General features: G+C 65.6%; 9 protein-coding genes. 7 read left to right on the forward strand and 2 right to left on the reverse strand.

The genetic code is table 11. The features are described 5' to 3' along the window. The first annotated feature begins 100 nt into the window (after nt 1–100). From HUK72_RS16865 to HUK72_RS16895, 7 genes are all read left to right on the forward strand, one after another. Nucleotides 101–1,873 carry a ShlB/FhaC/HecB family hemolysin secretion/activation protein gene (locus tag HUK72_RS16865; RefSeq protein ID WP_176597976.1) on the forward strand — a complete coding sequence of 591 codons (1,773 nt, stop codon included), beginning with the start codon at nt 101–103 and terminating at the stop codon, nt 1,871–1,873. After that, nucleotides 1,873–9,354 (forward strand): histidine kinase, encoded by a 7,482-nt coding sequence (locus HUK72_RS16870; RefSeq protein WP_176597977.1) that lies wholly within the window; start codon nt 1,873–1,875, stop codon nt 9,352–9,354. The genes HUK72_RS16865 and HUK72_RS16870 overlap by 1 nt, the downstream gene beginning before the upstream one ends. Nucleotides 9,355–9,466: 112 nt before the next feature. Next, nucleotides 9,467–10,849 (forward strand): multiheme c-type cytochrome, encoded by a 1,383-nt coding sequence (locus HUK72_RS16875; RefSeq protein ID WP_176597978.1) that lies wholly within the window; start codon nt 9,467–9,469, stop codon nt 10,847–10,849. Then, nucleotides 10,846–12,816, forward strand: a complete 1,971-nt coding sequence (locus tag HUK72_RS16880) for a heme-binding protein (protein ID WP_176597979.1) — start codon at nt 10,846–10,848, stop codon at nt 12,814–12,816. Before HUK72_RS16875 ends, HUK72_RS16880 begins: the two co-directional genes overlap by 4 nt. Nucleotides 12,817–12,819: 3 nt before the next feature. Beyond that, a complete protein-coding gene (locus HUK72_RS16885) occupies nt 12,820–14,643 on the forward strand; it encodes a hypothetical protein (RefSeq protein ID WP_176597980.1) in 1,824 nt (607 codons plus the stop codon). 128 nt (nt 14,644–14,771) lie between these two features. Further along, a complete protein-coding gene (locus tag HUK72_RS16890; RefSeq protein ID WP_369806002.1) occupies nt 14,772–18,734 on the forward strand; it encodes a multiheme c-type cytochrome in 3,963 nt (1,320 codons plus the stop codon). A 411-nt stretch (nt 18,735–19,145) separates the two neighbouring features. Beyond that, a complete protein-coding gene (locus HUK72_RS16895) occupies nt 19,146–19,553 on the forward strand; it encodes a hypothetical protein (protein ID WP_176597981.1) in 408 nt (135 codons plus the stop codon). Between the two features lie 581 nt (nt 19,554–20,134). Here HUK72_RS16895 and HUK72_RS16900 read toward each other — a convergent pair. Together HUK72_RS16900 and HUK72_RS16905 are read right to left on the reverse strand one after the other, a co-directional pair. Then, on the reverse strand, nt 20,135–20,983 hold the full coding sequence (locus tag HUK72_RS16900) for a phosphodiesterase (RefSeq protein WP_176597982.1): 849 nt from the start codon (nt 20,981–20,983) through the stop codon (nt 20,135–20,137). A gap of 86 nt (nt 20,984–21,069) precedes the next feature. Further along, nucleotides 21,070–22,926, reverse strand: a complete 1,857-nt coding sequence (locus HUK72_RS16905; RefSeq protein ID WP_176597983.1) for a cytochrome c3 family protein — start codon at nt 22,924–22,926, stop codon at nt 21,070–21,072.

Raw genomic sequence — 22,926 nt, forward strand, 5'->3', positions numbered from 1 at the left:
GGTCGCGGGGATGGGGATGACGGGCAAAAAGGCCCGCGCCTGAAGGAAGACAGGGAGTGGCGGCCGAGAGGGAAGGCCGCCTGACGCTTTGGGGACGTCTATGGGGATGAAGGGGCAGTTGCGGGCTTCCGGTTTCGGGCGATCGTCGGCTTTGGCGCTAGCGATGCTGATGCCGGTGACCGCCATGGCGCAGGTTGCGCCGCGAGCGCCGACGCGCGAGGAATTGTCGCCCGGCCAGGCGGCGGGCGAAGCGGCCCGGCAGGGTAGCCGCCTGACGGTCGTCGGCGGGGTCGAACGTGCGCCCTGTCCGCTGGCCGATCCCCGCTATGCCGATGTCACCGTCAATTTCACGGATGTGCGGTTGGACGGGCTCCGCATCGTCGATCCTGCCGCGCTGGAAGATAGCTGGCGGGAATTTGCTGGCCGTGAGGTGCCGATCGCCAGCCTGTGCGAAGTGCGCGACCGGGCGGCGACGGCGCTGCGGCAGATGGGCTATCTGGCCGCCGTGCAGGTGCCGCCGCAGCGGATCGAGAAGGGCGGGACGGTCCGCTTCGACATCTTCATGGCGCGGCTGGTCGCGATCGAGGTGCGCGGCGACGCGGGCAATAGCGAGAGGCTGATCGCCGCCCATATGGAGGCGCTGAAGGGCCAGCCGGTCTTCAACGTGCGTCAGGCGGAGCGGCATTTGCTGCTGGCCCGCGACCTGCCGGGCTATGATGTGCGGCTGGCGCTGCGCCCGGCGGGGACGGCCCCGGGCGAAGTGGTGGGCGAAGTGCAGGTGGTGCGCCAGCGGGTCGAGCTGGACGTCAATGTCCAGAATTTCGGCAGCAATGCGGTCGGGCGCTTCGGCGGGCTGGCGCGGGTGCGGTTCAACGACATGACCGGCCTGGGCGACAGCACGGTGTTCAGCATCTTCAACACCGCGCAGCCCAGCGAGCAGACGGTGCTCCAAGTCGGGCACAGCATGGCGTTGGGCAGCGACGGGCTGCGGCTGTCGGGCGACCTCACCTATGCGTGGAGCAAGCCGGGGATCGATGGCGTGCCGCTGTCGTCCGAAACGATGATCGCGACGGCGGCGCTCGCCTATCCGCTAGCGCGGCGGCAGGTGCATACGCTGCTGGCGACGGGCGGGCTGGATGTGGTCAATCAAGACCTGCGCTTTGGTTCGGGGACGCAAAAGGTGCCATTGTCGCGCGACCGGCTGCGCGTGCTGTTCCTGCGGCTGGAAGGCGAACTGATCGATCCGGACAGCGTCGTCAGCACCACCGGCTATTCAGGGGTAGAGCCCCAATGGCGGCTCGGCGGCGCGGTGGAAGTGCGCCAGGGCCTTGACGGACTGGGCGCGAGCGAGCCCTCCACGCCGATCAGCCAGTTGGACGGCGATCCGTCGGCCTTCGTCATCCGGACGAGCGCGCAGGCCGAATATCGGCCAGTACCGGACTTCACCTTCGCGCTGGCGCCAAGGGCCCAATATAGTCCGGACGTGCTGCTCTCCTATGAGCAGATGAGCGCGGGCAACTATACCGTCGGGCGCGGCTATGATCCGGGCGTGCTGACCGGCGACAGCGGCGTCGGCGTCGCGGCGGAACTGCGTTACGGCAGGATCACGCCGCGCGGGCCGGGGGCCTTCGCCTTGCAGCCCTTCGTCTTTTTCGATGCGGCATGGATGTGGCACCAGAGCGCCAATTTCGCCGGGCTCGATCCGCAGAAGCTTTATTCGGCGGGCGGTGGCGTGCGCGCCACCTGGGACAATCATGCCCGGCTCGACCTGACGCTGGCGACGCCGCTGCGCAAGGCCGGTTTCCAGACCGAACGGGGCGGCACGCGGCTGCTCTTCTCGATCACCACGCAGCTTGTGCCGTGGAGGCGATAATGATGGATAAGTCCCGCACCCGTTCGAGGCCAAACCGTTCTGCCCTGGCCCTGTTGGGCGGTTGCGCCAGCGTGATCGCGCTTGGCTGGAGCATGCCCGCCGCCGCGCAGACCGCGTTCCAGGGCAATTATTCCGTGGTGTTGGGGTCGGCGTCGATCACGCGGGGTACGACCGACACCATCGCGGTCAACGGGTCGGAAACGGTGATCAACTGGACGCCGAGCGACACCAGCGGGACGGGAACGATCGACTTCCTGCCCAATGGGCGGACTGCGCAGTTCACCATCAATGTCAGCGCGCCCATCAGCGACTATACGGTGCTGAACCGCATCCTGCCGGTCGACGGCAACGGCCTGCCGGTGTCGCGCATCGTCGCGCTCAACGGCACGGTCCAGTCCGACCTGTTCGGCAGCGCGGGCGGGAAGGTCTGGTTCTATGCGCCCGGCGGGATCATCGCCGGGCCGACCAGCGTCTTCAATGTAGGGTCGCTGGTGCTGACCAGCAACGACATCGACCTGAGCGGGCCGAATGGCGGCAGCCTCTACGGACCCGGCGGCGAAATCCGCTTCCGGGGCGTGGCGGGCAGCAACGCGGCGGTCGAGGTTCAGGCGGGCGCGCAGATCAACGCGCTGGCGGCGGGCAGCTATGTCGCGCTGGTGGCGCCGCGGGTGGTGCAGGCGGGGGCGGTGAGCGTCGACGGATCGACTGCCTATGTCGGGGCGGAAGCGGCCGACATCACGATCAACGGCGGCCTGTTCGACATAGCGATCAGCGCGGGCACGACTGACGCCAATGGCGTGGTGCATAGCGGCACGACCGCTCCTCCCGCTGCGGGCGGGAGCGGCAATCCCCAGCGCGTCTATATGGTCGCGGTGCCGAAGAACAATGCGCTGACCATGCTGCTGTCGGGCGATGTCGGCTATACGGCGGCGGCCACGGCAACGCCGGTCGGCAGCGCGATCATATTGTCGGCGGGCTCGGACGTCGGTCACGACGGCTTCGGCAATGCCGTCACGGCGCCCAATGCCACCGCGAGCGCGGAGGCGGGCTTCAGCATCGGATCGGGCAACTGGCAATTCGACCTGACCGGCGTGGCGACCGGCGGCATCGTGGTGCGGCCCACCGTCGCCACCCATTTCATCGGCAATGTGACGCTCTCCGCTGACCAGAGCATCGCCCTGCAGGCCGATCAAGCGGGCGCGATCACGGCCGACAAGGATATGACTCTGAACGCGGGCTTCGGCGCCGTGGGCGGCCGGATCGACCTGCTCGCCTTTGGCGGAAACGGTTCGGCGGCGACCAACGGGCAGATCGACGTCACCGGCGGTCTGACGCTGAACGCCATCGGCAATGGCGAGGCCGGCGTCAGCGCGCCGCCACCGATCGGCGCGGACGCCAGCGGCGGCACGATCAACCTGATCGCGACAGGCGGCCTGATCAGGGCGGGGAGCCTGAGCGCCAATGCCATGGGCTATGCGGGCTATGGCAGCGACCGTTCCGGCAATGCGACGGGCGGCGCGATCACCCTGTCGGCGCTGACCGCCGCCGGACCGTCGGGGACGGAAGGGGGGACGCTGCGCTTTGGCGACACGTCGCTCGATGCGTCGGCGGGCACCGCCTTTCAGGTTTCGCTGCCGCCGGTCGATGGCGGCCATGCGACTGGCGGGACCATCGCCATCACCGGGACATCGGGCGCGGCGATTGCGGGCGGGCTCGATCTGGGATCGGTCGACGCCATCGCGCAGGCGACCGCCGGCGTCGCCAGCACCGGTAGCGCGGGCGACGCCACCGGCGGCAATATCGGCGTGACCATATCCAGCGGCACGCACCAATGGGCGAGCTTCTTCGCGGACGTCAGCGCCGCCCCCGGCTATGCGACCGAGGGCGGAAGCTATGGCGTGGTGATCCCCGGCGCGACCGGCATCGACATCGACATAGGCGGGACGGGCAAGCTCGACATCCTCAATTCCGTTTCGCTCTATGCCGATTCGCGGGCCTATGGCGGCGGCGCTTCGGGCGGGGTCTTGCGGGGCGGGCGGATCAACGTCTTCGCGCATGACGGGGGCAGCTTCTCCATCGCGCAGGATCTGTTCGCCAGCGCGGATGCCTCCAGCTATCCGGCCTTTGCGGGATCGACCTTCCTCTCGCCCCGGACGGCCGACGTCATTGGCGGGACCATCAGCATCGGCGCCTCGGGCGGCAGCTTCAGCGCGGCCGGGCTTTACGCCAGCGCCAGCGGGTCGGCGGGCGATGCGCCCGACGTCGCGGGCAGCGGATCGGGCGGCAGCGTGACGCTGTTCGCCAGCGCATCCGGCGGGCAGCGGGGCAGTTTCTCGCTCAGCGATTGCGTCAGCTATCTTTGCCGCGTCTATGCCGATGGCCGTGGCGCCGCGGGCGTCGACGGTTCGAACGGCACGGGTGGGTCTGTCCTGCTCTATGCCAGCGACGCTGATTTTTCGGCGGCGGCCGACCTTTCGCTGCATGCCGACGGCACGGGCGCGGGTGCGGCTTCCGACGGGATCGCCGGGCGTGGCGGCGACGGGCTGGGCGGCGGCGTGACGGTGGAAAGCCGCCTGGGCGCGGCCGGGACCGCCGACCTCACATTCGGCAATCTTTTCCTGTCGGCGGAGGGGAGTTCGGCCCCGTCGATCGACGGCATGTTCTTCAATGGCGGCGATGCCGGGAGTGGGACCGGCGGCACAGTTAATGTCAATATCCTCGGCGGCAAGCTGACCGCCACTCTGGTGGATGCGCGGGCGACCGGCTATGGCGGCGCCGCGGCCGAAAACTGCCTGACCTGCGAAGGCGGCGGAACGAGCCCGTTCCAGGCGGGCAGCGGGCAAGGCGGGTCGGCGGGCTTCCTGATGTCCGGCGGGACGGCGACCATCGCCACGCTCACGCTTCGCGCGCAGGGCACGGGCGGCGAGGCGGACGGCGCGAACGATCCCCTATCGGTGGCGGCGCTCGCCGGGAGCGGGCTGGGCGGCGGCGCACTGCTGGAATCGCGCGGCGGATCGCTGCAGGTGACGACGCTGACGATCGATGCGAGCGCCGCCGGGGGCGCTGGCTATTCCGTTTTCCAGGCGGATGGTGCGGATGGCGGGACCGGTACAGGCGGCAATGCGGCATTGCTGATGACTGCGGGTGGCACCGGGCAGGTCACGGTCGATGGCACCGCCATCGTGCGGGCGCTGGGCAAGGGCGGCATCGGGGCGGAGACGGGCGCGGACGGCGCCGGCAGCTATCGTGCGGGCGCGGGCGGCTTCGGCCTGGGCGGGATTGCCGATATGACGCTGGCCGGGGGCCGGTTGAGCGCGCCTTCGCTGCTGGTCTCGGCGGAAGGAATCGGCGGCGCGGGCGGCAATAATGGCAGCGACGGAGCGGGCGGCGCGGCAGGCGACGGCATGGGCGGCACGGCGCGTTTCTCCTATCTCAACGAAGGCCATGCGATCGACGCGATCGTGATCAAGGCCGACGGGCAGGGCGGTCAGGCGGGCCATAGCGGCTTCAGCAGCTTCGACATCAACGGCAATCCGACTTTCTTCTATGGCACCGGCGTCGGCGGCGCGGGCGGCCGGGGCCTCGGCGGCAGCGCGACCATGCTGGTCGACGTCGACCCCGTTTTCGCGGATCTGACCGTCAGCGCCGACGGCATCGGCAGCATGGGCGGCGGCGGCGGCACCGGCAGCATGGGCGGCATGGGGACGGGCGGCACGGCGACGCTCGACCTGGCGTTCGGCGCGACGACGGTGAGCGGCGCGCTGCGCGTGACGGCTTCAGGCCTGGGCGGCCTGGGCGGCACGGGCTACGACAATAGCGGCGGGCGTGGCGGCGATGCGCTGGGCGGGACTGCGACATTCGGTCTGGCGGGGTCGTCGACCGTGCTGGATGCGGTCGACATTGGGGTGCTGGCCGAAGCGCTTGGCGGTGCGGGGGGCCAAAGCGGCCTGCGCAGCGGCGCGGGGCTTGCCGGCGCGGACGGCGGCGATGCGAGCGGCGGCACGGCATTGTTCGGCCTCAACGCGGGCGCGAGCGCGATAACGGGCATTGCCTTGCGGGTCAGCGGCAATGCGACGGGCGGCGACGGCGCCTCCGGCACGGCGGGGCCGGTCGGCGGCTATGGCGGAGCGGGCGGCCATGCCGTCGCGGGCTCAGCCACCTTGCGGATCAGCGATGCGCATATGGCCTTCAGCAGCGGATTGCCCAAGGCGCCGGGGTACAGCATTACGGCTGTTGGCCAGGGTGGCCTGGGCGCTGACGGCAGCGCAGGCAGCAATGCCGGATTGAGCGGCGGGCTTGGCGGTCGCGGCGGCGATGGCGCGGGCGGCATCGCGGCGTTCGATGCCGGCAACGGTGATTATGTGCTGGGCGGCATAAACGTGCTGGCCGATGGGTTGGGCGGTCCTGGCGGAATCGGCGGTGCCGGGCCGGGCGGCGGTTCGGCCGGGGGAGCGATAGGCCTAGGCAGCGGCGGCACGGCCAGCTTCGGCAATGGCGACAGCGGCACGATGTTGCCAGGCGCGCAGCGGCTGATCGACTTGCTTTTCATGAGCGCGAGCGGCGACGCGAGCGGGCTCGTTCAATTTACCGACAGCAGCACGGCGGCGGGCGGCGGCCTGCGGGTCAACGGATCGATCGCGCTGGCCAGCCTGGGCGCGCCGGTCGCTGGATTCTCCGGCATTTCCGTCACGGCGAGCAACAGCGTGCAGATCGGCGGAAACGCTGATTTCACCAGCGACGGGCCGCTTGCCTTCGCCTTTGCCGGAACAGGCGGCATATCGGTGACGGGGGCGCTGACCGGCCTGTCGGCCACGCGCATCGACCTCAGCCATAGTGGGCGGCTCGCAGGCAGCGATAGCCTGTCCGCCGACAGCATATTGTTCACGACGCCGGGCGACGTGAGCCTGCTTTCGGCAGGCGCGTTGCGGGCGGTGAGCGGCCTGACAATCCTGAGCGCGGGCGGGAATATCAACCTGGCCAGCGGTAGCGAACTGGCCGCAGGCGGCGATGCGCGTCTCTTCGCGCAGGGCAGCCTGAACGGCACGGGCGCGGCCGTGCGGGCGGCGGGAACGGCCGCCATCGGCCTGGGGGGAGCGGGCGACATACTGCTGGGCGATCTGGCGTCTGGCACATTGCTGGATCAGGTCGATGCCAGCGGGAATCTCCTGGGTATGGGCGGGATCGCGATTGGCGGCGATTTCGCGGTCTCCGGCCGGCTGGACATCGGCGCGGGCAGCGGCACCCTTTCCGCCGCCACGATCGACATCGGCATCCTGGCCGCTGGCAGTCAGCAACTGACGGCGTCCAGCGGTACGGTCCGCATCGGCAACGCGCTGATGAGCGGCGATCTGATCGTCAACTCCAGCCTGCTGCTGGGCAATGCCGACATTGCCGGGCTGTTGCAGGTGCGGGCGCCTGCACCGACGGGCTTTGCGCAGCTCAGCGGCGCCGTGGCGGCGGGATCGATCGACATCGACGCGGGCGCGATCGCCAGCAACGGCCTGACGGCCCGCAATGGCGGCATAGCGCTGCAATCCGCAACGGACCTGACGGTCGTCGATGCGCGCGCGTCCGGAGCGATCGTCATGACCGCCAATGGCGGCCTGCTCACGATCGGCAATGCGGCGGCGGGCGGCAATCTGACGCTGACGGGGCTGGGAATCAATGCATCCAGCCTGACGGCTGGTGGCCAGAGCCTGTTGAATGCGGGCGCAGGCAACCTGATCGTGAGCGACATCGCATCGGCGGGCATGATCACGGCCAATGGCGGCATCGTCAGCCTTGGCGCGACCGGCGCCATGAACATCGCGCAGGCCAATGCCTCCTCCGGACCGCTCACATTGAATGCGGGGGGCGTTCTTTCCATTGTCGATGCAAGCTCCGCGGGCGACATGACCCTGGGCGGGGGAGTGATCGCTGCAACGACGCTCAATGCTGGGGGATTGCTGACGGCTACCTCGGCAGGCGATGCCAGCTTCACCAGCGTGACGTCGCAGGCAGGGGCCATCGTGATGAACGCCGGGGCTTTGCTGTCCGTCTTCGACGCCAGTGCGGCAGGCAATCTGACGCTGAGCGGCGGCACGGTCAATGCAACGACGCTCAATGCGGTGGGGCTGGTGACGGCCACCTCGACAGGCGATGCCAGCTTCACCAGCGTGACATCACAGGCAGGAGCTATCGTGTTGAACGCGGGAGCCTTGCTGTCCGTCTTCGACGCCAATGCGGCGGGCAATCTGACGCTGAACGGCGGCACGATCAATGCTACGACGCTCAATGCAGTGGGGCGGGTGGCGGCTACTGCGACGGCAAATGCGAATTTCGGCAGCGTGACGTCGCAGACGGGGGATATTGTGTTGAATGCCGGCGGGCTGCTCGGTCTGACCGCATTGATCGACGCGGGGACGATCACCCTTGGGTCGAGCGATATTGTCATCGGCGGGGCCGCCCAGATCGGCGGTCTGAGCAGGACCAGCCGCATCACCTTCAATGCGGTGAACCTGCAGCAACCCGCCTATATCGGCGGCAATGACGTGGCTGGAACCTACAGCCTTTCGGCGGCGGAACTGGCGCGGATCGCGGCGGCCGATCTTGCCATCAACGCTCCGGCACGGGGCGTCTCCGGCACGCCCGACCTCATCGTGCAGGATTTGACGCTCGGCACCGCCAATCTGGCGAGCGGCGGCGTGCTGGCGATCGGCACCAGCGGTCACCTGCGCGTTCAGGGCGCGGTGCGGCTGACGGGGCGGACGGGACAGGGCGGACTGACGCTTTCGGCGGGCCAGGCGCTGGAAGTGGTTGCGGGCCCCGGCCTGATCGACATCAGCGACGGCAATGGCGGATTGGGCGGCCTGCTGACGCTCGACGGCCCAAGCATCATCGTCGCGACCTTGCCCGCTATTGCGGACGTTGCGGCGGCCGGATCGCTCTACGCCCGCGAGCTGCGTCTGGCGCGAAATGACGGATTGGTGAACGACGCGGGCATGCTGCGCGCCGGAACCATCCGGGTCAGCGCAGCCCAGGCCTTCTTCATTCAGAATTCGGGCGTTTCCACCGCGATCCCTGAAAGGCGCGGCTTTACCGCCGGCAATTTGTTGATCGACGCGCAGGGCACTGGGCTCCAGATCGCCATTAACGGACAACTGGCTTTGCCGGCGGGCGGCTTCGCACGCGGGCTGGAGACGATTCCACTCGTCGCGGTCAACGGCGCCTATGCGCTGGGATCGAAGGTCAATGGCTGCCTGATCGGCAATCCCGCGGCTTGCCTCAGTTCCGGCTTGGATAGCCGGGACACCTGGAATGGCGTGCTCGATCCTTCGGTGCAGGTCGGACGCATCTTCACTCTCTCCCTGATCGAGCTGCGGGACATAGTGGCGCAAGGCTATCCGCCGCTGATCGACGAGCCGGTGACCGGCGCGGGCAATGAGGATTTGTGGGAGCGGTCCTGCGGCCGACCGGACGAACCGGCCTGCGATGCGCCTTGATGCGCGGTCTGGAGACAAAACGGGATTGAAACAACGGGTTGAACCCGTAGAGAGAGACGCGCGGTGGACGTAAGGGAAAGCGTCCGAATCAACCGGCACGGGGGCGTGACGAATGGGGGGCGGTAAGGGCAGGGTGATCGGCAGATCCTTGGGAGGCATGGCGTTGGCCGTCATGCTGCTGGGGGTGCTGTTGCTGTGCGGCTTGCCCGGCGGCGGAGCGGACGCGGCTCCCGCGAGCCGGACCTATATCGGCGTCGCCTCGTGCGCTGGGTCCACCTGCCACGGCCGGATGGAGGGCGACGGCAAGGTCGTCCGCCAGGATGAACTGATGCGCTGGCAGGAGCCTTCGACGCCGGGCGGGGCGCATAGCCGGGCCTTTGCGGTGTTGAACGGCACGCGGGGGCGGCAGATCGCGGCGACCTTGGGGTTGGGCGATGCGGCTTCGGCGCCGGCTTGCCTGGGATGCCATTCCACTCCGGCGGGGGCGCGGGGGGCGCGATTCCTGGCGCAAGACGGCGTCGGATGCGAAGCCTGTCACGGCCCGGCAAGTGGCTGGATCGCGTCGCATTATGCGGTCGGGGCGAGCCATGCCGGCAATGTCGCGGCGGGGATGACGCCGCTCGACCGACCGCAGGCGCGGGCGTCGGTCTGCCTCGATTGCCATTTCGGCAGTGCGCGTGACGGGCAGTTCGTTACGCACCGGATCATGGCGGCGGGTCATCCGCGCATTTCCTTCGAACTCGATCTTTTCTCGTCGATGCAGGCGCATCATGACGAGGACGCCGATTATGCGCAGCGCAAGGGACGAACGGACAGCCTGAAGCTCTGGGCCGTTGGTCAGGCGATGGCGGTCGAGCGGGCGCTGACCCTCTATGCCGGGGCGAAGGGGGCGGAAGGGGCTTTCCCCGAATTCTACTTCTTCGACTGCCAGAGCTGCCATCGGCGCATCTACGATCAGGGGGAACGGAGCAAGACGTGGGAGGTCAATCCGGGGCGGCCGATTCCGGCGGGCATGCCGCCCTTCAACGATGAGAATATGATCATGCTTTCGGCGGCGGCTCGGGTCGCGGCGCCGGGACTGGCGGGGCGGTTCGATGCCGATAGCCGAGCCTTCCATGCAGCGATCGCGCGGGACCGGCGGACGGCTGTCGCGGCGGCGGGCAAGCTGGCGGGAAGTGCGCGGGCCTTGGCCGACGCCTTTGCGGCGGGCGGAATGCAGGGCGACATGGCCTTCGCCATCGTGCGCGAGATTGCGGGCAGCGCCATATCGCCGCGCTTCACCGACTATGAAGGATCGGTGCAGGCCGTGATGGCGATCGACACGCTGCTTAACGGCATGGTCAAGTCGGGTCGCGTGACCGTGGGCGCGGCGGCGGGCATCAGGGCGGACGTCAATCGCGCCTATGCGGCGGTGAAGGAGCCGAACGCCTATCGCCCCGGCGATTTCCGTTCCGCCTTGGGCAGCGCGGCGCGCAGCATCGGGACGCTCCAATGAGGGGACGGCATCACCGGCTGAGCGCGCTGGCGGCGAGCGCGGCGCTGATCCTGTCGTCTTGCGGCGGCGGGGGAGGAGGAGGCAGCGGCACGCCGACGCCCAGTCCGACGCCGACGCCCACGCCGACCAGCCTTTATACGGCGCCCGCGCAGGAAGCGCTGACGGTAGCGGATGTGGAGTCGGTCGTTGCCCATGCCGTGGCAGAGGCGCGGGCGCGAAATCTGCCCGCCGTGATCGCCGTGACGGATCGGGTCGGCAATGTGCTGGCAGTGTTCCGCATGACCGGTGCGCGCGCGAGCGCTACCACCAGCGCGGCGCCCAATGGCGACAATATCGACGCGCAGAATCTGACGGTTCCGGCGGAGGCGGGGGCCATCGCGAAGGCGATCACCGGCGCCTATCTGTCAAGCGGCGGCAACGCCTTTTCCACCCGCACGGCGAGCATGATCGTGCAGCAGCATTTCCCGCCCGCGCCGACCACGGCAGGGCTGGAGAGCGGGCCGCTGTTCGGCGTGCAGTTTAGCCAATTGCCTTGTTCGGACTTGGCGGCGCGGTTCGTTTCCTCAGGCGCGACGGCGATGATCGGGCCGAAGCGTTCGCCCCTGGGGCTGGCGGCCGATCCGGGCGGGTTTCCGCTTTACAAGAATGGCGTGGTGGTCGGCGGCATCGGCGTGATGGCGGACGGCGTCTATGGTTCCGACACCAATATCCTCGACGACGACAATGATCCCGAGGAATATATCGCGCTCGCCGGGACTTTGGGGTTCGAGGCGCCGGAGGCGGTCCGCGCCAACCGCATCACCGTGGACGGCACGTTGCTGCGCTATTCCGATGCGGCCTATTCCGGCCTGATCGCGACGGGCGGGGTGAGCTTCGCTGCCATCAACGGCAGCGCAGGATCGCTGGTCGCGGTGCGCGGCTATTATGGCGATCCCGCGCCGATGATCCTGGCGGGCATCGCCTACGGCACCGAAGCATCGGGCGTGCGGCGGGCGCGAACCGCCGAATTTTCGAAGGCCGACGCCTTCGTCCTGACCGACGGGTCGGGCAATGACCGCTTCCCGATCCGGGCCGGGACCGATGCGGGCGACGTGGCGCAGCCGCTGACGGCGGCGGAAGCAGCCGCGATCCTCGAAGAAGCCTTCACCATCATGAGCCGGGCGCGGGCGCAGATCCGCCAGCCGCTCGACAGCAGGGCGCAGGTGACGATCAGCCTGGTCGACACCCGAGGGCAGGCGCTGGGCATCGTCCGCTCGCCCGATGCGCCGATCTTCGGCACGGATGTGAGCTTGCAGAAGGCGCGGACGGCGGCCTTCTTCTCCAATTCCCATGCCGCCTCGGACCTGCTGGCGAGCGGCAGCGCGGACGTCGCCGCATTTGTCGGCAAGGCGCGAACCTTCCTCAACGATCCCACCGCGCTGACCGGCCGGCATGCGTTCACCGACCGCGCCAATGGCAATCTGTCCCGGCCCTATTTCCCCGATGGCGAGGTCGGGCGGCCCAATGGCCCCTTTTCCCGGCCCATCGCGCAGTTCAATCCCTTCTCCACCGGCCTGCAATCGGCGCTGGTGGTGGGTGATCTCGCCGCACATCTCGCTTATGTGACGGGCGTCAGCGCGACCGACACGCCGCAGCGCTGCTCGGCGGTTCCGACCGTCTCCAACCAGAACCGGGTGCAGAACGGCATTCAGATATTTCCCGGTTCCGTGCCCATCTATCGCGGCACTATGCTGGTCGGCGCGATCGGCGTGTCGGGCGACGGCATCGATCAGGACGATATGATCGGCTTCCTCGGCCTCAACAATGCTGGGACGCGGGTGGGAGGAATCGGCAATGCGCCCGCCGCGATCCGGTCCGACCAGATCGTCGTCGATCTGGGCAATGCGACCGTGCGGCTGCGCTATGTGAGTTGCCCCTTCGCGCCGTTCCTCGACAGTTCGTCGCAAAATGTCTGCGCGGGGCTGTAAGGGATGGGCCTGGTCTCGCTCCTGCTGCTGTTCGCGCTGGCCCAGCCGGGGGAACCTGTGCCTCCGCCTCCGCCGGAAAACTGGCAGGAGATATTGGACGCCGACGGGCAATCCATCGAGGGCCGCCGCCGTCCCGGTTATGAAGCGCCGCTGCCCGATGCGGTTCGCCAAGATAATAAAGGCGCCGTTCGAGCGCCGCCGCCTGAGGCTTTCCCCACGGATCAGGTGCCGATCCCCGACCGCTGGCGGCTGATCGAGAGCTTGGGCGTGGTAAAGGAACGCTGGTTCGATCCCTATGGCCAGAACACGCTGAAGGGCGACCGGCCCATCGACCGCGAAAAGGTCAAGTGGCTGCCGATCAAGGGCGAGGACTGGTTCTTCGTCGCCAATGCGGTCAGCGACACGGTGCTGGAGCCGCGTACCTTCCCGATCCCGGTCGGCGTGCAGACGACCCAGCGGCCCGGCAGCCTGGACGTCTTCGGCAAGGATGCGAGCCTTGTGTTCAGCCAGACCTTCATTGGCGGCGTGGCGTTGATCAAGGGCGCGACCGCCTTCAAACCGCCCGAGATCGAATATCGGTTGACGCTGGCGCTCAACGTCAATCATGTGAATGTGCCCGAACGGCGCGTGCTGTTCGTGCAGCCGTCCAAGCCGTCGCACCGCACGGACCATTTTTTGGGCGTGCAGGAAGCCTTTGTCGACTATCACCTAGCCAACACCTCGGATCGCTATGATTTCCGGTCCGTGCGCGTGGGCATCCAGCCGTTCCAGTCGGATTTTCGCGGTTTCCTGTTCAATGACCAGCAGTTGGGTATCCGGCTGTTCGGCAATCGCGACAATAACCGTTTCCAGTTCAACCTGGCGGCTTTCTGGCGACTGGAGAAGGACACCAATAGCGGCCTCAATTCCGTTGTGCAGTCACCGCGCAAGGATTGGGTGTTTGTCGCCAATCTCTACCGGCAGGACTTTCTGATCCCCGGCCTCACCAGCCAGATCACCGCCGTCTACAATATGAACCGCGAGAAGCGGGACGTGGAGATTGACGATAACGGCTTTCCGGTGCGCCCGGCGCTGCTTGGCGACTTGCGCGGGCGGGAATATGATGTCGTCTATCTCGGCTATAATGCCGATGGACGGATCGGGCGGATGAATCTGACGGCGTCTCTTTATGGCGCGCTGGGGGAGGACCGGAACAGCTTCTTCACGTCGAAACCGGCGCAGATCCGCGCTTTCTTCGCGGCGGCGGAAGCGAGCTACGACAAGGACTGGATGCGGCTTCGCCTGTCGGGTCTCTATGCCAGCGGCGATGGCAACCCTCATGACAATCGCGAGAACGGGTTCGATGCGATTTTCGAGAATCCGGTCTTTGCGGGCGCCGATACGAGCTATTGGATCAGGCAGTCCATTCCCTTTGCCGGTGGCGGGCGCGTGATCGGGATCAACGGGCGCAACGGCATATTGAATTCGCTGCGCTCCTCCAAGGAGCAGGGGCAGTCGAACTTCAACAATCCCGGCACGATGCTGCTGGGTGCAGGGGCGGATTTCGACCTGATGCCGGAACTGCGTCTGTCGGCCAATGCCAATCATCTCTGGTTCCAGAACACGGCCACGCTTCAGGCGCTGCGCAATGAGGGCAGCATTCCCAAGTCGATCGGCTGGGACCTGTCGACGGCGGCGATCTGGCGGCCGCATGCGACGCAGAATATCGTCTTCCGACTGTCGGGCGCGACCTTGCTGCCGGGGGCAGGATTTCGCGACCTCTTCACCAATAGCGAGCGCAACCGGAATTATTATTCGGTGCTTGCCAATTTGATTTTGAGTTACTGATGCGCGCGCTCTTCGACACTCTTTCGTCCTTCCCGCGAAGGCGGGAATCCATCTCCCAACCTTGCATTCAGACGCAGCGCCGGAGATGGATGCCCGCCTTCGCGGGGATGACGGTAGTGGGGTTGAGCATGCTGCTCCTCGCAGCCCTCCTCCTGCCCGTCGCCATCCTCCACGCTTCCGACGCCGAAAAGCCGGTCGAGCGCCACTATATGCCAGCGCCTCCCGCACCGATGAGCCAGACCGCCGATCAGGTCGCGGCTAAATCGGACGGTTGCTACAGTTGCCACACCAAGACGGACGAACCGTCGATGCACGCGACCCCTGCGGTCATGCTGGGCTGCACCGACTGCCATGGCGGCAATGCGGCGGTGCGCGGCGATCCGGCGCTGGGCTTCGAAGACCCGGCCTATGTCGCCGCGCGGGAGAAGGCGCATGTGCTGCCCCGCTATCCCAAGAGCTGGCATTATCCCTCCTCGGCCAATCCGCAGCGCAGCTATACGCTGCTCAACCGGGAAGCGCCGGAGTTCGTGCGCTTCGTCAACCCCAGCGACTATCGCGTGGCGCGGGACGCCTGCGGTTCCTGCCATATGCAGGTGATCGAGGCGGCGGAGCGCTCCCTGATGGCGTCGGGCGCGATGCTGTGGGGCGGAGCCGCCTATAATAACGGCATCGTTCCCTATAAGAACTACATCTTCGGGGAAGCCTATACCAAGGACGGCCTCCCCGCGAAGATCGTCTCCCCCGGTAGTCCGCCCGGCACGCTGACCGCCGAACAGAAGGCGCGCGGCGCGCTGGCCGAACTCTATCCGCTACCGACTTGGCAGGTGACGCCGCCGGGCGACGTCTTCCGCGTGTTCGAACGCGGCGGCCGCAATATCGCCACGCAGTTCCCGGAAATCGGCCTGCCCAATCCGACCGGGTCGATCCAGCGGCTGGAGGAACCCGGCCGCCCCGACCTCAAGCAATCGAGCCGTGGTCCCGGCACCGGCCTGCGCGTGGCGATCCCGGTGCTGAACCTGCACAAGACGCGCCTCAACGATCCCTATATGTGGTTCATGGGCACGAACGACCAGCCGGGCGACTATCGCCATTCGGGCTGTTCCGGCTGCCATGTCGTCTACGCCAATGACCGCGAGCCCCGCCACAGTCTGATCTATGCCCAATATGGCCGCGACGGGGAAACCGCCACGGTCGATCCCACGATCACGAACAAGATGAGCCATGGCGGGTTGAAGGGTCCTCATGGCGAAACGATCGAGCCGGATCACCCGGTCGGGGCGGTCAAGGAAAGCGGCCATCCGATCCGCCACACATTCACCCGCGCGATTCCGACCGCCCAGTGCATGAACTGCCACATGCACCAGCCCAATATCTTCCTGAACAGCTATCTGGGCTATACCATGTGGGACTATGAGTCCGACGCGCCGTTGATGTGGCCGGAAAAGCAGAAATATCCCACCGCCGCCGAAGTGCATCAGACTTTGGAGCGCAATCCGGAGGGTGCCGGACCACGCGGCAAGTGGTCGGACCTAGATTTCCTGCGCAACGTCTATGATCTGAACGACAAGGCCCAGGATACGCAGTTTGCGGACTATCATGGCCATGGCTGGAACTTCCGCGGCATCTTCAAGCGCGACCGCGAGGGCAATCTGCTCGATGCCGACGGCAAGATCGTTTCGCCCGACGATCCGGAAAAATGGCGCAAGAAGGGGGAAGGCAAGTTCGTCCAGCCCGGCACCAATCCGGGCAAGGCCGTGCACCTGATGGACATCCACGCTGAAAAGGGCCTGCAATGCGCCGACTGCCATTTCGCGCAGGACAGCCACGGCAACGGCTTTATCTATGGCGAGGTGGCGAACGCAATCGAGATCGGCTGCAAGGATTGTCACGGCACGGCGGACGCCTATCCGACGCTGCTGACGTCCGGTCCCGCCGCACCGCCAAAGGGCACCAATCTGGCGCTGCTGCGCAATCCGGACGGCAAGCGGCGGTTCGAATGGTATTTCGATGCCAGCGGGCGTCAGCGGCTGATCCAGCGGTCCATCGTCGATCCCAAGCTGGAATGGGAAGTGTCGCTGGTGAAGGATTCGGTCGATCCGGCCAATCCGCACTTCAACGCCAAGGCCGCCCGCGCCAAGCTGATGAGCCGGTCGGGCGCTGAGGATGGCAGCTTCACCTTCGGCCCCGGCGTCGCGAAGGAAGATCGTGCGCATGGCGACGACAACATGGCCTGCTTCACCTGCCATTTGAGCTGGACCACCAGTTGCGGCGGTTGCCATCTGCCGATCGAGGCGAACTGGAAGACGTCGCTCCACCATTATGACGGGGAGGAGACACGCAATTTCGCCACCTACAACCCGCAGGTGGCGCGGGACGAAATGTTCCAGCTTGGCAAGCATATGACGACCAAGGGCAATGAAACCGCCCCGGTGCGCTCGACATCGGCGCTGGTCCTGTCCTCCACCAACATCAATCGCGAGCGCATCTATATCCAGCAGCCGCCGGTGTCCGGCATCGGTTTCTCATCCCAGGCCTTCGCCCCGCATTTCCCCCATACGGTGCGCCGGACCGAGACGAAGACCTGTAGCGACTGCCATTTGTCGGTGAAGGACGACAATAATGCGATCATGTCGCAATTATTGTTGCTCGGTACCAATTTCGTGAACTTCGTTGGGCTGAACGCCTGGACCGGCTTGGAGGGCGGGTTCGAGGCGATCCGCGTCACCGAATGGGACGAGCCGCAGGCGGTGATCGGCAGCTATCTCCAGAAATATGCCTATCCCGATTATTGGAAACTGCATGTCGAGCAGAACAAGCGGGAATTGAAGAATTGGGTTCGCGGCAAGTTCTTCGACAAGAAGGCTTCGGGCGAGACCCATGCCGTCGAGGAATTCCGCAATGTCGTGAAGGGCACGGCGGATCGCGTCGGCTGCCTGCAACTGCGCGGCGAATATATGTATGTGGCGGAAGGGAAGGGCGGTTTCCGCGTCTATGACGTAGCGTCGATCGCGAACAAGGGCTTTTCCGAACCGATCGTGAGCGGACCTTTCTCGAAGCTTGGCCATAATACGGGTGTGCCGTCGAAGAACGCGACCTGTATGGCGCTGCCGACCAACCAGCCGATCAATCCGCTGCGCAACACCAAGGAACTGCGCGAGATCAACCAGGAGCAGGCCTTCCTGCCGATCTACAGCTATGCGGCGGTGACGGATAGCGTTGAGGGGCTCATCATGGTCAATATCGAGACCATGGCCGATGGCGAGTTCCGCAACAATTTCCTGAAGCGCGCCGTGACCTGGAACCCCGACGGTGTGCTGAACGGCGCAAAGCATATCCAGTTGGCTGGGCAGATCGCCTATATCACCGCCGATGTGGGGCTGGTGGTGGTGGACCTCAGCGATCCGCTGCATCCCCGGCTTGCCGCTGTCCGACCACTGAAGGATGCGCGGGCGAGCGCGATCCAGTTCCGCTATCTTTGGGTGACGGATGCGGAAGGGCTGAAGTTGTTCGACGTGACGCGGCTGACAGATCCGGTGGCGGTGCCGTCCGCGACGGTGAAGCTGGCCGATGCGCGGCGCATCTATCTGGCGCGGACCTATGCCTATGTCGCCGCCAAGGCGGAGGGGCTGGCGATTGTCGACATCACCAATCCGTTAAAGCCGTCCGTCTATGCCAAGGAGACCTTCGGCGGGCAGATGACCGATGTGGAGGATGTGATCGTCGGCACGACCAATGCGTCGCTCTTCGCCTATGTCGCGGATGGGCGGAACGGCATGAAGGTGATCCAGCTCACCAGCCCGGCAAGCCAGCCCAATTTCTACGGCTTCTCGCCCGCGCCCAAGCCGGAACTGATCGCCTGGGCGCGGACGCCCTCGCCGGCGGTTGCGCTGTCCAAGGGGCTGGACCGCGACCGGGCAGTGGACGAGACAGGCGGGCAGATCGCGGTGTTCGGGCGATTGGGTTCACGACCGTTTACGCGGCCTGAGATGGAGCGGCTGTTCCTGACCTCGAAGGGGATTCCCTATAAGGTCAGCGATGAGGTGGATATGAAGGGTTGGCGGCCGCCGCTGAAGGTTCCGCTCGGCCTGTAGGACAAAGAGATTTACGCCGGATTTCGGCCATTTCATGCCGAAGTTCACACCATTCGCGCGCGTGTGCCTGCGCGCGCGTGTACGAAGGCGGGATTTTATCGGACGTTTCAAAGAGGCATGTGGGATAGAGCGGTCGGCGTGAAATAGGACAGGCTAAATCGAGATATGTTGGAAAAATAGGATGTTTTTTTGAAAAGCCTGTGGTCATTGGGTTACGTTTGATCCTAGGCCACGCCTTCATTTAAGGGAGGCGTATCCGGTTGGCTTTGTCGATTTGGAGAGCAGCGGGTTTCCGGCTCAAGGCCGTGATGACTGTAAGAAGAGGGTCTGAAAACGACCAGTTGTTGCCGTTCAACAGGATTATGTCGCCACCCCATTGCGGAAATTATCGATCAATAGATAAGGTCGGGAATGTTTAGACCGCTGATCGCATTTTTGCTGGCTCCGTTCCCAGCGGCATTCTTTCAAGCCATCATCGTGGCGATATGGCCGAAGGAAGGCATGGGCGTGTTCCAGCATCCGGCTTCCATGTTTGCGGCCATATGCCTGTTATTTTACATTTTTGGCTTTTTGCTGGGCTTACCTTTGCTTCTGCTCTCACGCAGACGGTTCCAATCAACGTTGCGAGGTTACGCCTGGGGAGGCGCTGTCGCCATCTCTTTACCGATTGTGATCGCCCTCGCTGTCGTTGCGTCTCGCGGCCAACTTTCCGTTTATGTCGCCCTCTATAATTTGATTTTCTTTATCATAGGAGGCGCTGTCGCTGGCACTTTGTTCCGCTATATCAAAGACCCTCTGCGGGTGGCACAAGTGAAATAATCGATAAATGCCCTCCCGTCTGCAAGCGACCATTCGTTGCCTCTTTGGCACCAATTTTTCATTTCAAGGACCGGACCGGCAGCTTCTTAATTCTGTCTCTCAAACGGCCATTCCGAAATAGCGACGAACGACATGGGCTGATCTCTAGGTTCCGACGCCCATCGCTTTTCCGATGAGAGCCAGAAACATGAAAATCAGATACATAACTGCCAGCCATCCCAAGGGCGCAAATATGCTCACCAAAATCAGAACCGAAATACGTTTCCAAGTTGGTGCGGATCGGAGAAAAGGGGCAGCCCTTCTTGTGGGAATTAACGAACTAGCCAGTTCAAATATGCCGGAAATTGCAGGACCCAACCAGTCAGCCATTCATTGATGCTATCACCCTAAGCGGACGGTAGATACATCTTAATTCGATGTCGGCTATCGATCCTACCGACCCCGAACCTGCCAGTCCGCAATCCACCCATCTCCGCCAAAGACCATCATGCTCCCGCGAAAGCAGGATTCCAGTTCTGCTGTCGGGGCTGGGTTCCCATCTTCGCCGGAACATGGTGGTCCACAATGGTTGGGCGCTTCAGCTAGACCGGCCGTTCATCGATCAGCGTCCGCACCAGCGGCTGCATTCCGGCGTCGAACTTGGCCAGCATCACATGCTCATCGGCCGTTTCGAAATGGGTGATCAGGCCATGGTCCGTCCAGCGATGCAGCGCGTAGGCGGGTGGGTCCGCGACGATCATCGGGCGGTTGTCGGGGCTTTCCGGGTCCATGGGCCGCATGTCGAGCGCCAATTGGGGCGCGGTCGAGGAGCAGATGGCGATGGTCGTGCCCCGCCATGGCGCGGTGATGGCGCGGTGGATGTGGCCGCAAAGGATGGCCTGGATATTGGGTCGGCCTGCGATGGTGGCCGTGAAGCGCTGGACCCACGGTTCTTCCGGGTGGGTGTTCATCCAGTCGATACCGACTTCCACCGGGGGGTGGTGCATGACGATCAGCGTCGGCGTGGCGCCGTCTTCATCCAGTCGGGCGGAGAGCCATTTCGCGCGGCGTTCGCAGAAGGCGCCGCCGTGGCGGTCCGGCTCCAGCGTGTCGAGCATGATGATCCGCCGGTTCTCCAGTGGGATCACATATTGGACGAAGCCGTCTTCCTGGGGGATGTGAGGGAAGTGCTGGGCGAAATGGGCGCGGTCGTCATGATTGCCCATGCAGGGCCAGACCGGGAAATCGCATTGGCTGAAGGCATTGGCGAGGCGGCGATAGCTGTCCGCGTCTCCCCGATCGGTCAGGTCGCCGGTCGCCAGCAGCAGGTCCGGGCGGTTGGGGCCATCGTTCAGGGCGCGGAGCACCTGGTCCAGCCGCTTGCGGTTGAACTCGGCGGGGTTGTCGGGGTCGAAACCCAGATGGATGTCCGTGACCTGTGCGATCAGCATTGGCCTTTGCTCCCCATTTTTATGCGTCTTTGTCTACCCTTAAGAGCGGCATGCTCCTGCGAAGGCAGGAGCCCAGTTCCGTCGTTTCAACTGTGCTCCTGCCTTCGCAGGAGCACATGATAGGCTGACATAGTCGGCTCTTTCTGCCTGTCTGCTCCATCTTTCCCAATCGAACGGTTGGCGGGTGCCCATGGGGCTCCCTCACCGCTATGATAGCTATGGCACATGGCGCAACCGGAGGGTACGTTCGCCTTGGACTTTTCCCCGCCATGGCAGGTGCGGCAACTGTCGAGGCCGGGCAGCAGCAATTGCTTCGCATCGTGCGATTTGGGCGCGGCGTGGCAGCTTTCGCATTTTTCTGTGCGATGTGCGGCATGGTCGAACCAACCGTTCATCATATAGCGCATCGGTTGGTGCACCGGCAGCACTTGCCAGTTGGCGTTGCCGTTGGCGCCCGGAGGGGTGACGGTGTGGCAGTCATAGCAAGCGCCGCCCTTGGAGAAGACCGTCCGGATGGCGTCGTCGGCGCGGGAGGGGCGGGCTGCGACCGCGCCGAAATAGGCGTGGTAGATCTGCCCCTGCGCATAGTCGCCGGGCCGCCGCCGGGTCATGCCGCCCAGAGCGATGGGCTGGGCCGGGCCGGTCGAGCGGTAATAGGCGCGCAGGTCCGCGATCACCTGATCGGGCTGGCCGTGGCGGAGCGTGCGGACGGTGCCGCCGATCGTCTCGAAGGCGAGGCTGTGGCACATCTGGCAGTCGCGTTCCATGTCCACCGGCAGGAAGCGCACGCCATCGGCGGTCGGCTTGTGGCAATCCTTGCAGGCGAGGGCGTTGCCAAAGCCAGTTTGCGCTTTCATCGTGCGCGCCATTTTCGCGACGCCGCCAGTGGCCGACAGATGGATGTCGTGCGGGAATTTGAGGCCGCTGTCGTCCATCGGCTTGCCGTCGAGCGAGGCGCGGGTGAAGCGGGGGTGCTGGCCGGGCACCGTCTGGACGAGGGCCGAGAATTGCGGGTGACTGGTGCCGAAATCTCCGGCATTGCCGAGTTTCGTGTCCTTGAGGCGATCCTTCAGCGTGCCGTGGCAGTCGGTGCAGAAAGCTTGCGGAGCGGGCTGCATCGGGCCTGCGCCCTCATGTTCGCGGTGGCAGTCGACGCAGGCGCCTTCGGGCGGCTTGCCGAAGGCGCTGGCGACCCCCGCCAGCAATTGGCCGCCCAGGCCCGGTTCGGCGCGGGCCATGGCGATGCGGGTCGCGGGGGCGTGATCGTGCACATCCTTGTGGCAGGTCTGGCAGGCATTGTCGCGAACCGAGACGAAGGCCTTTTGATGGCAGGTTTCGCAGCGGCCCTCCAGCGCGTGGTGGGCTTGGCTGAGCGGGCCTGAGGACCAGCTCTTGTCGCCCATGACCGTGTAGATGTTGCGGCTGTCGTTGGTCGGGCGGTTGGCGTAGCTCCAGATGGGCAGGGCAAGGAAGCCGATCAGGATCGCCAGAGCCATACCCCATGCCGTCAGACGCTTGCCGGGCAGCAGGCTGCGCAGGGAAAAGACCTTTGTCTCCTCCTTTTCCTCCGAGGCTTCCGACACGGCGTCGACGCGGCGGATGGAGAGGATGGTCGTGCCGTCCGCTTCTCCGTCACTGGGCCTCGACACGGTGATGCGATGGCCGCCGAAGCGCAGTTCCGCGCCCTTGGCGGGGTCGATCTCGGCGCGCAGGACGGTGCGACCTTCAAGGTCGAAGCCCAGCGTGCCGGTGGCGCGGACGCGGATGGTGCGCTCGTCGACCTGCTCGATCCGGGCATGGTCCGGCTCCAGCGCAAGGTCGGGCAAGTGGATGTCGTTTTCCGCCGAGCGGCCCAGCGAAAGCTGCGGCTTGGGCAGGGTGGCGGCGCGGACGATCTCGCGGCCATCGGCGGTGAGACTGATCTGACGGACTAGAAAGCTCAT

This window comes from Sphingobium sp. 15-1 (genome assembly GCF_013375535.1).
In the GTDB taxonomy this organism is placed as follows: domain Bacteria; phylum Pseudomonadota; class Alphaproteobacteria; order Sphingomonadales; family Sphingomonadaceae; genus Sphingobium; species Sphingobium aromaticivastans.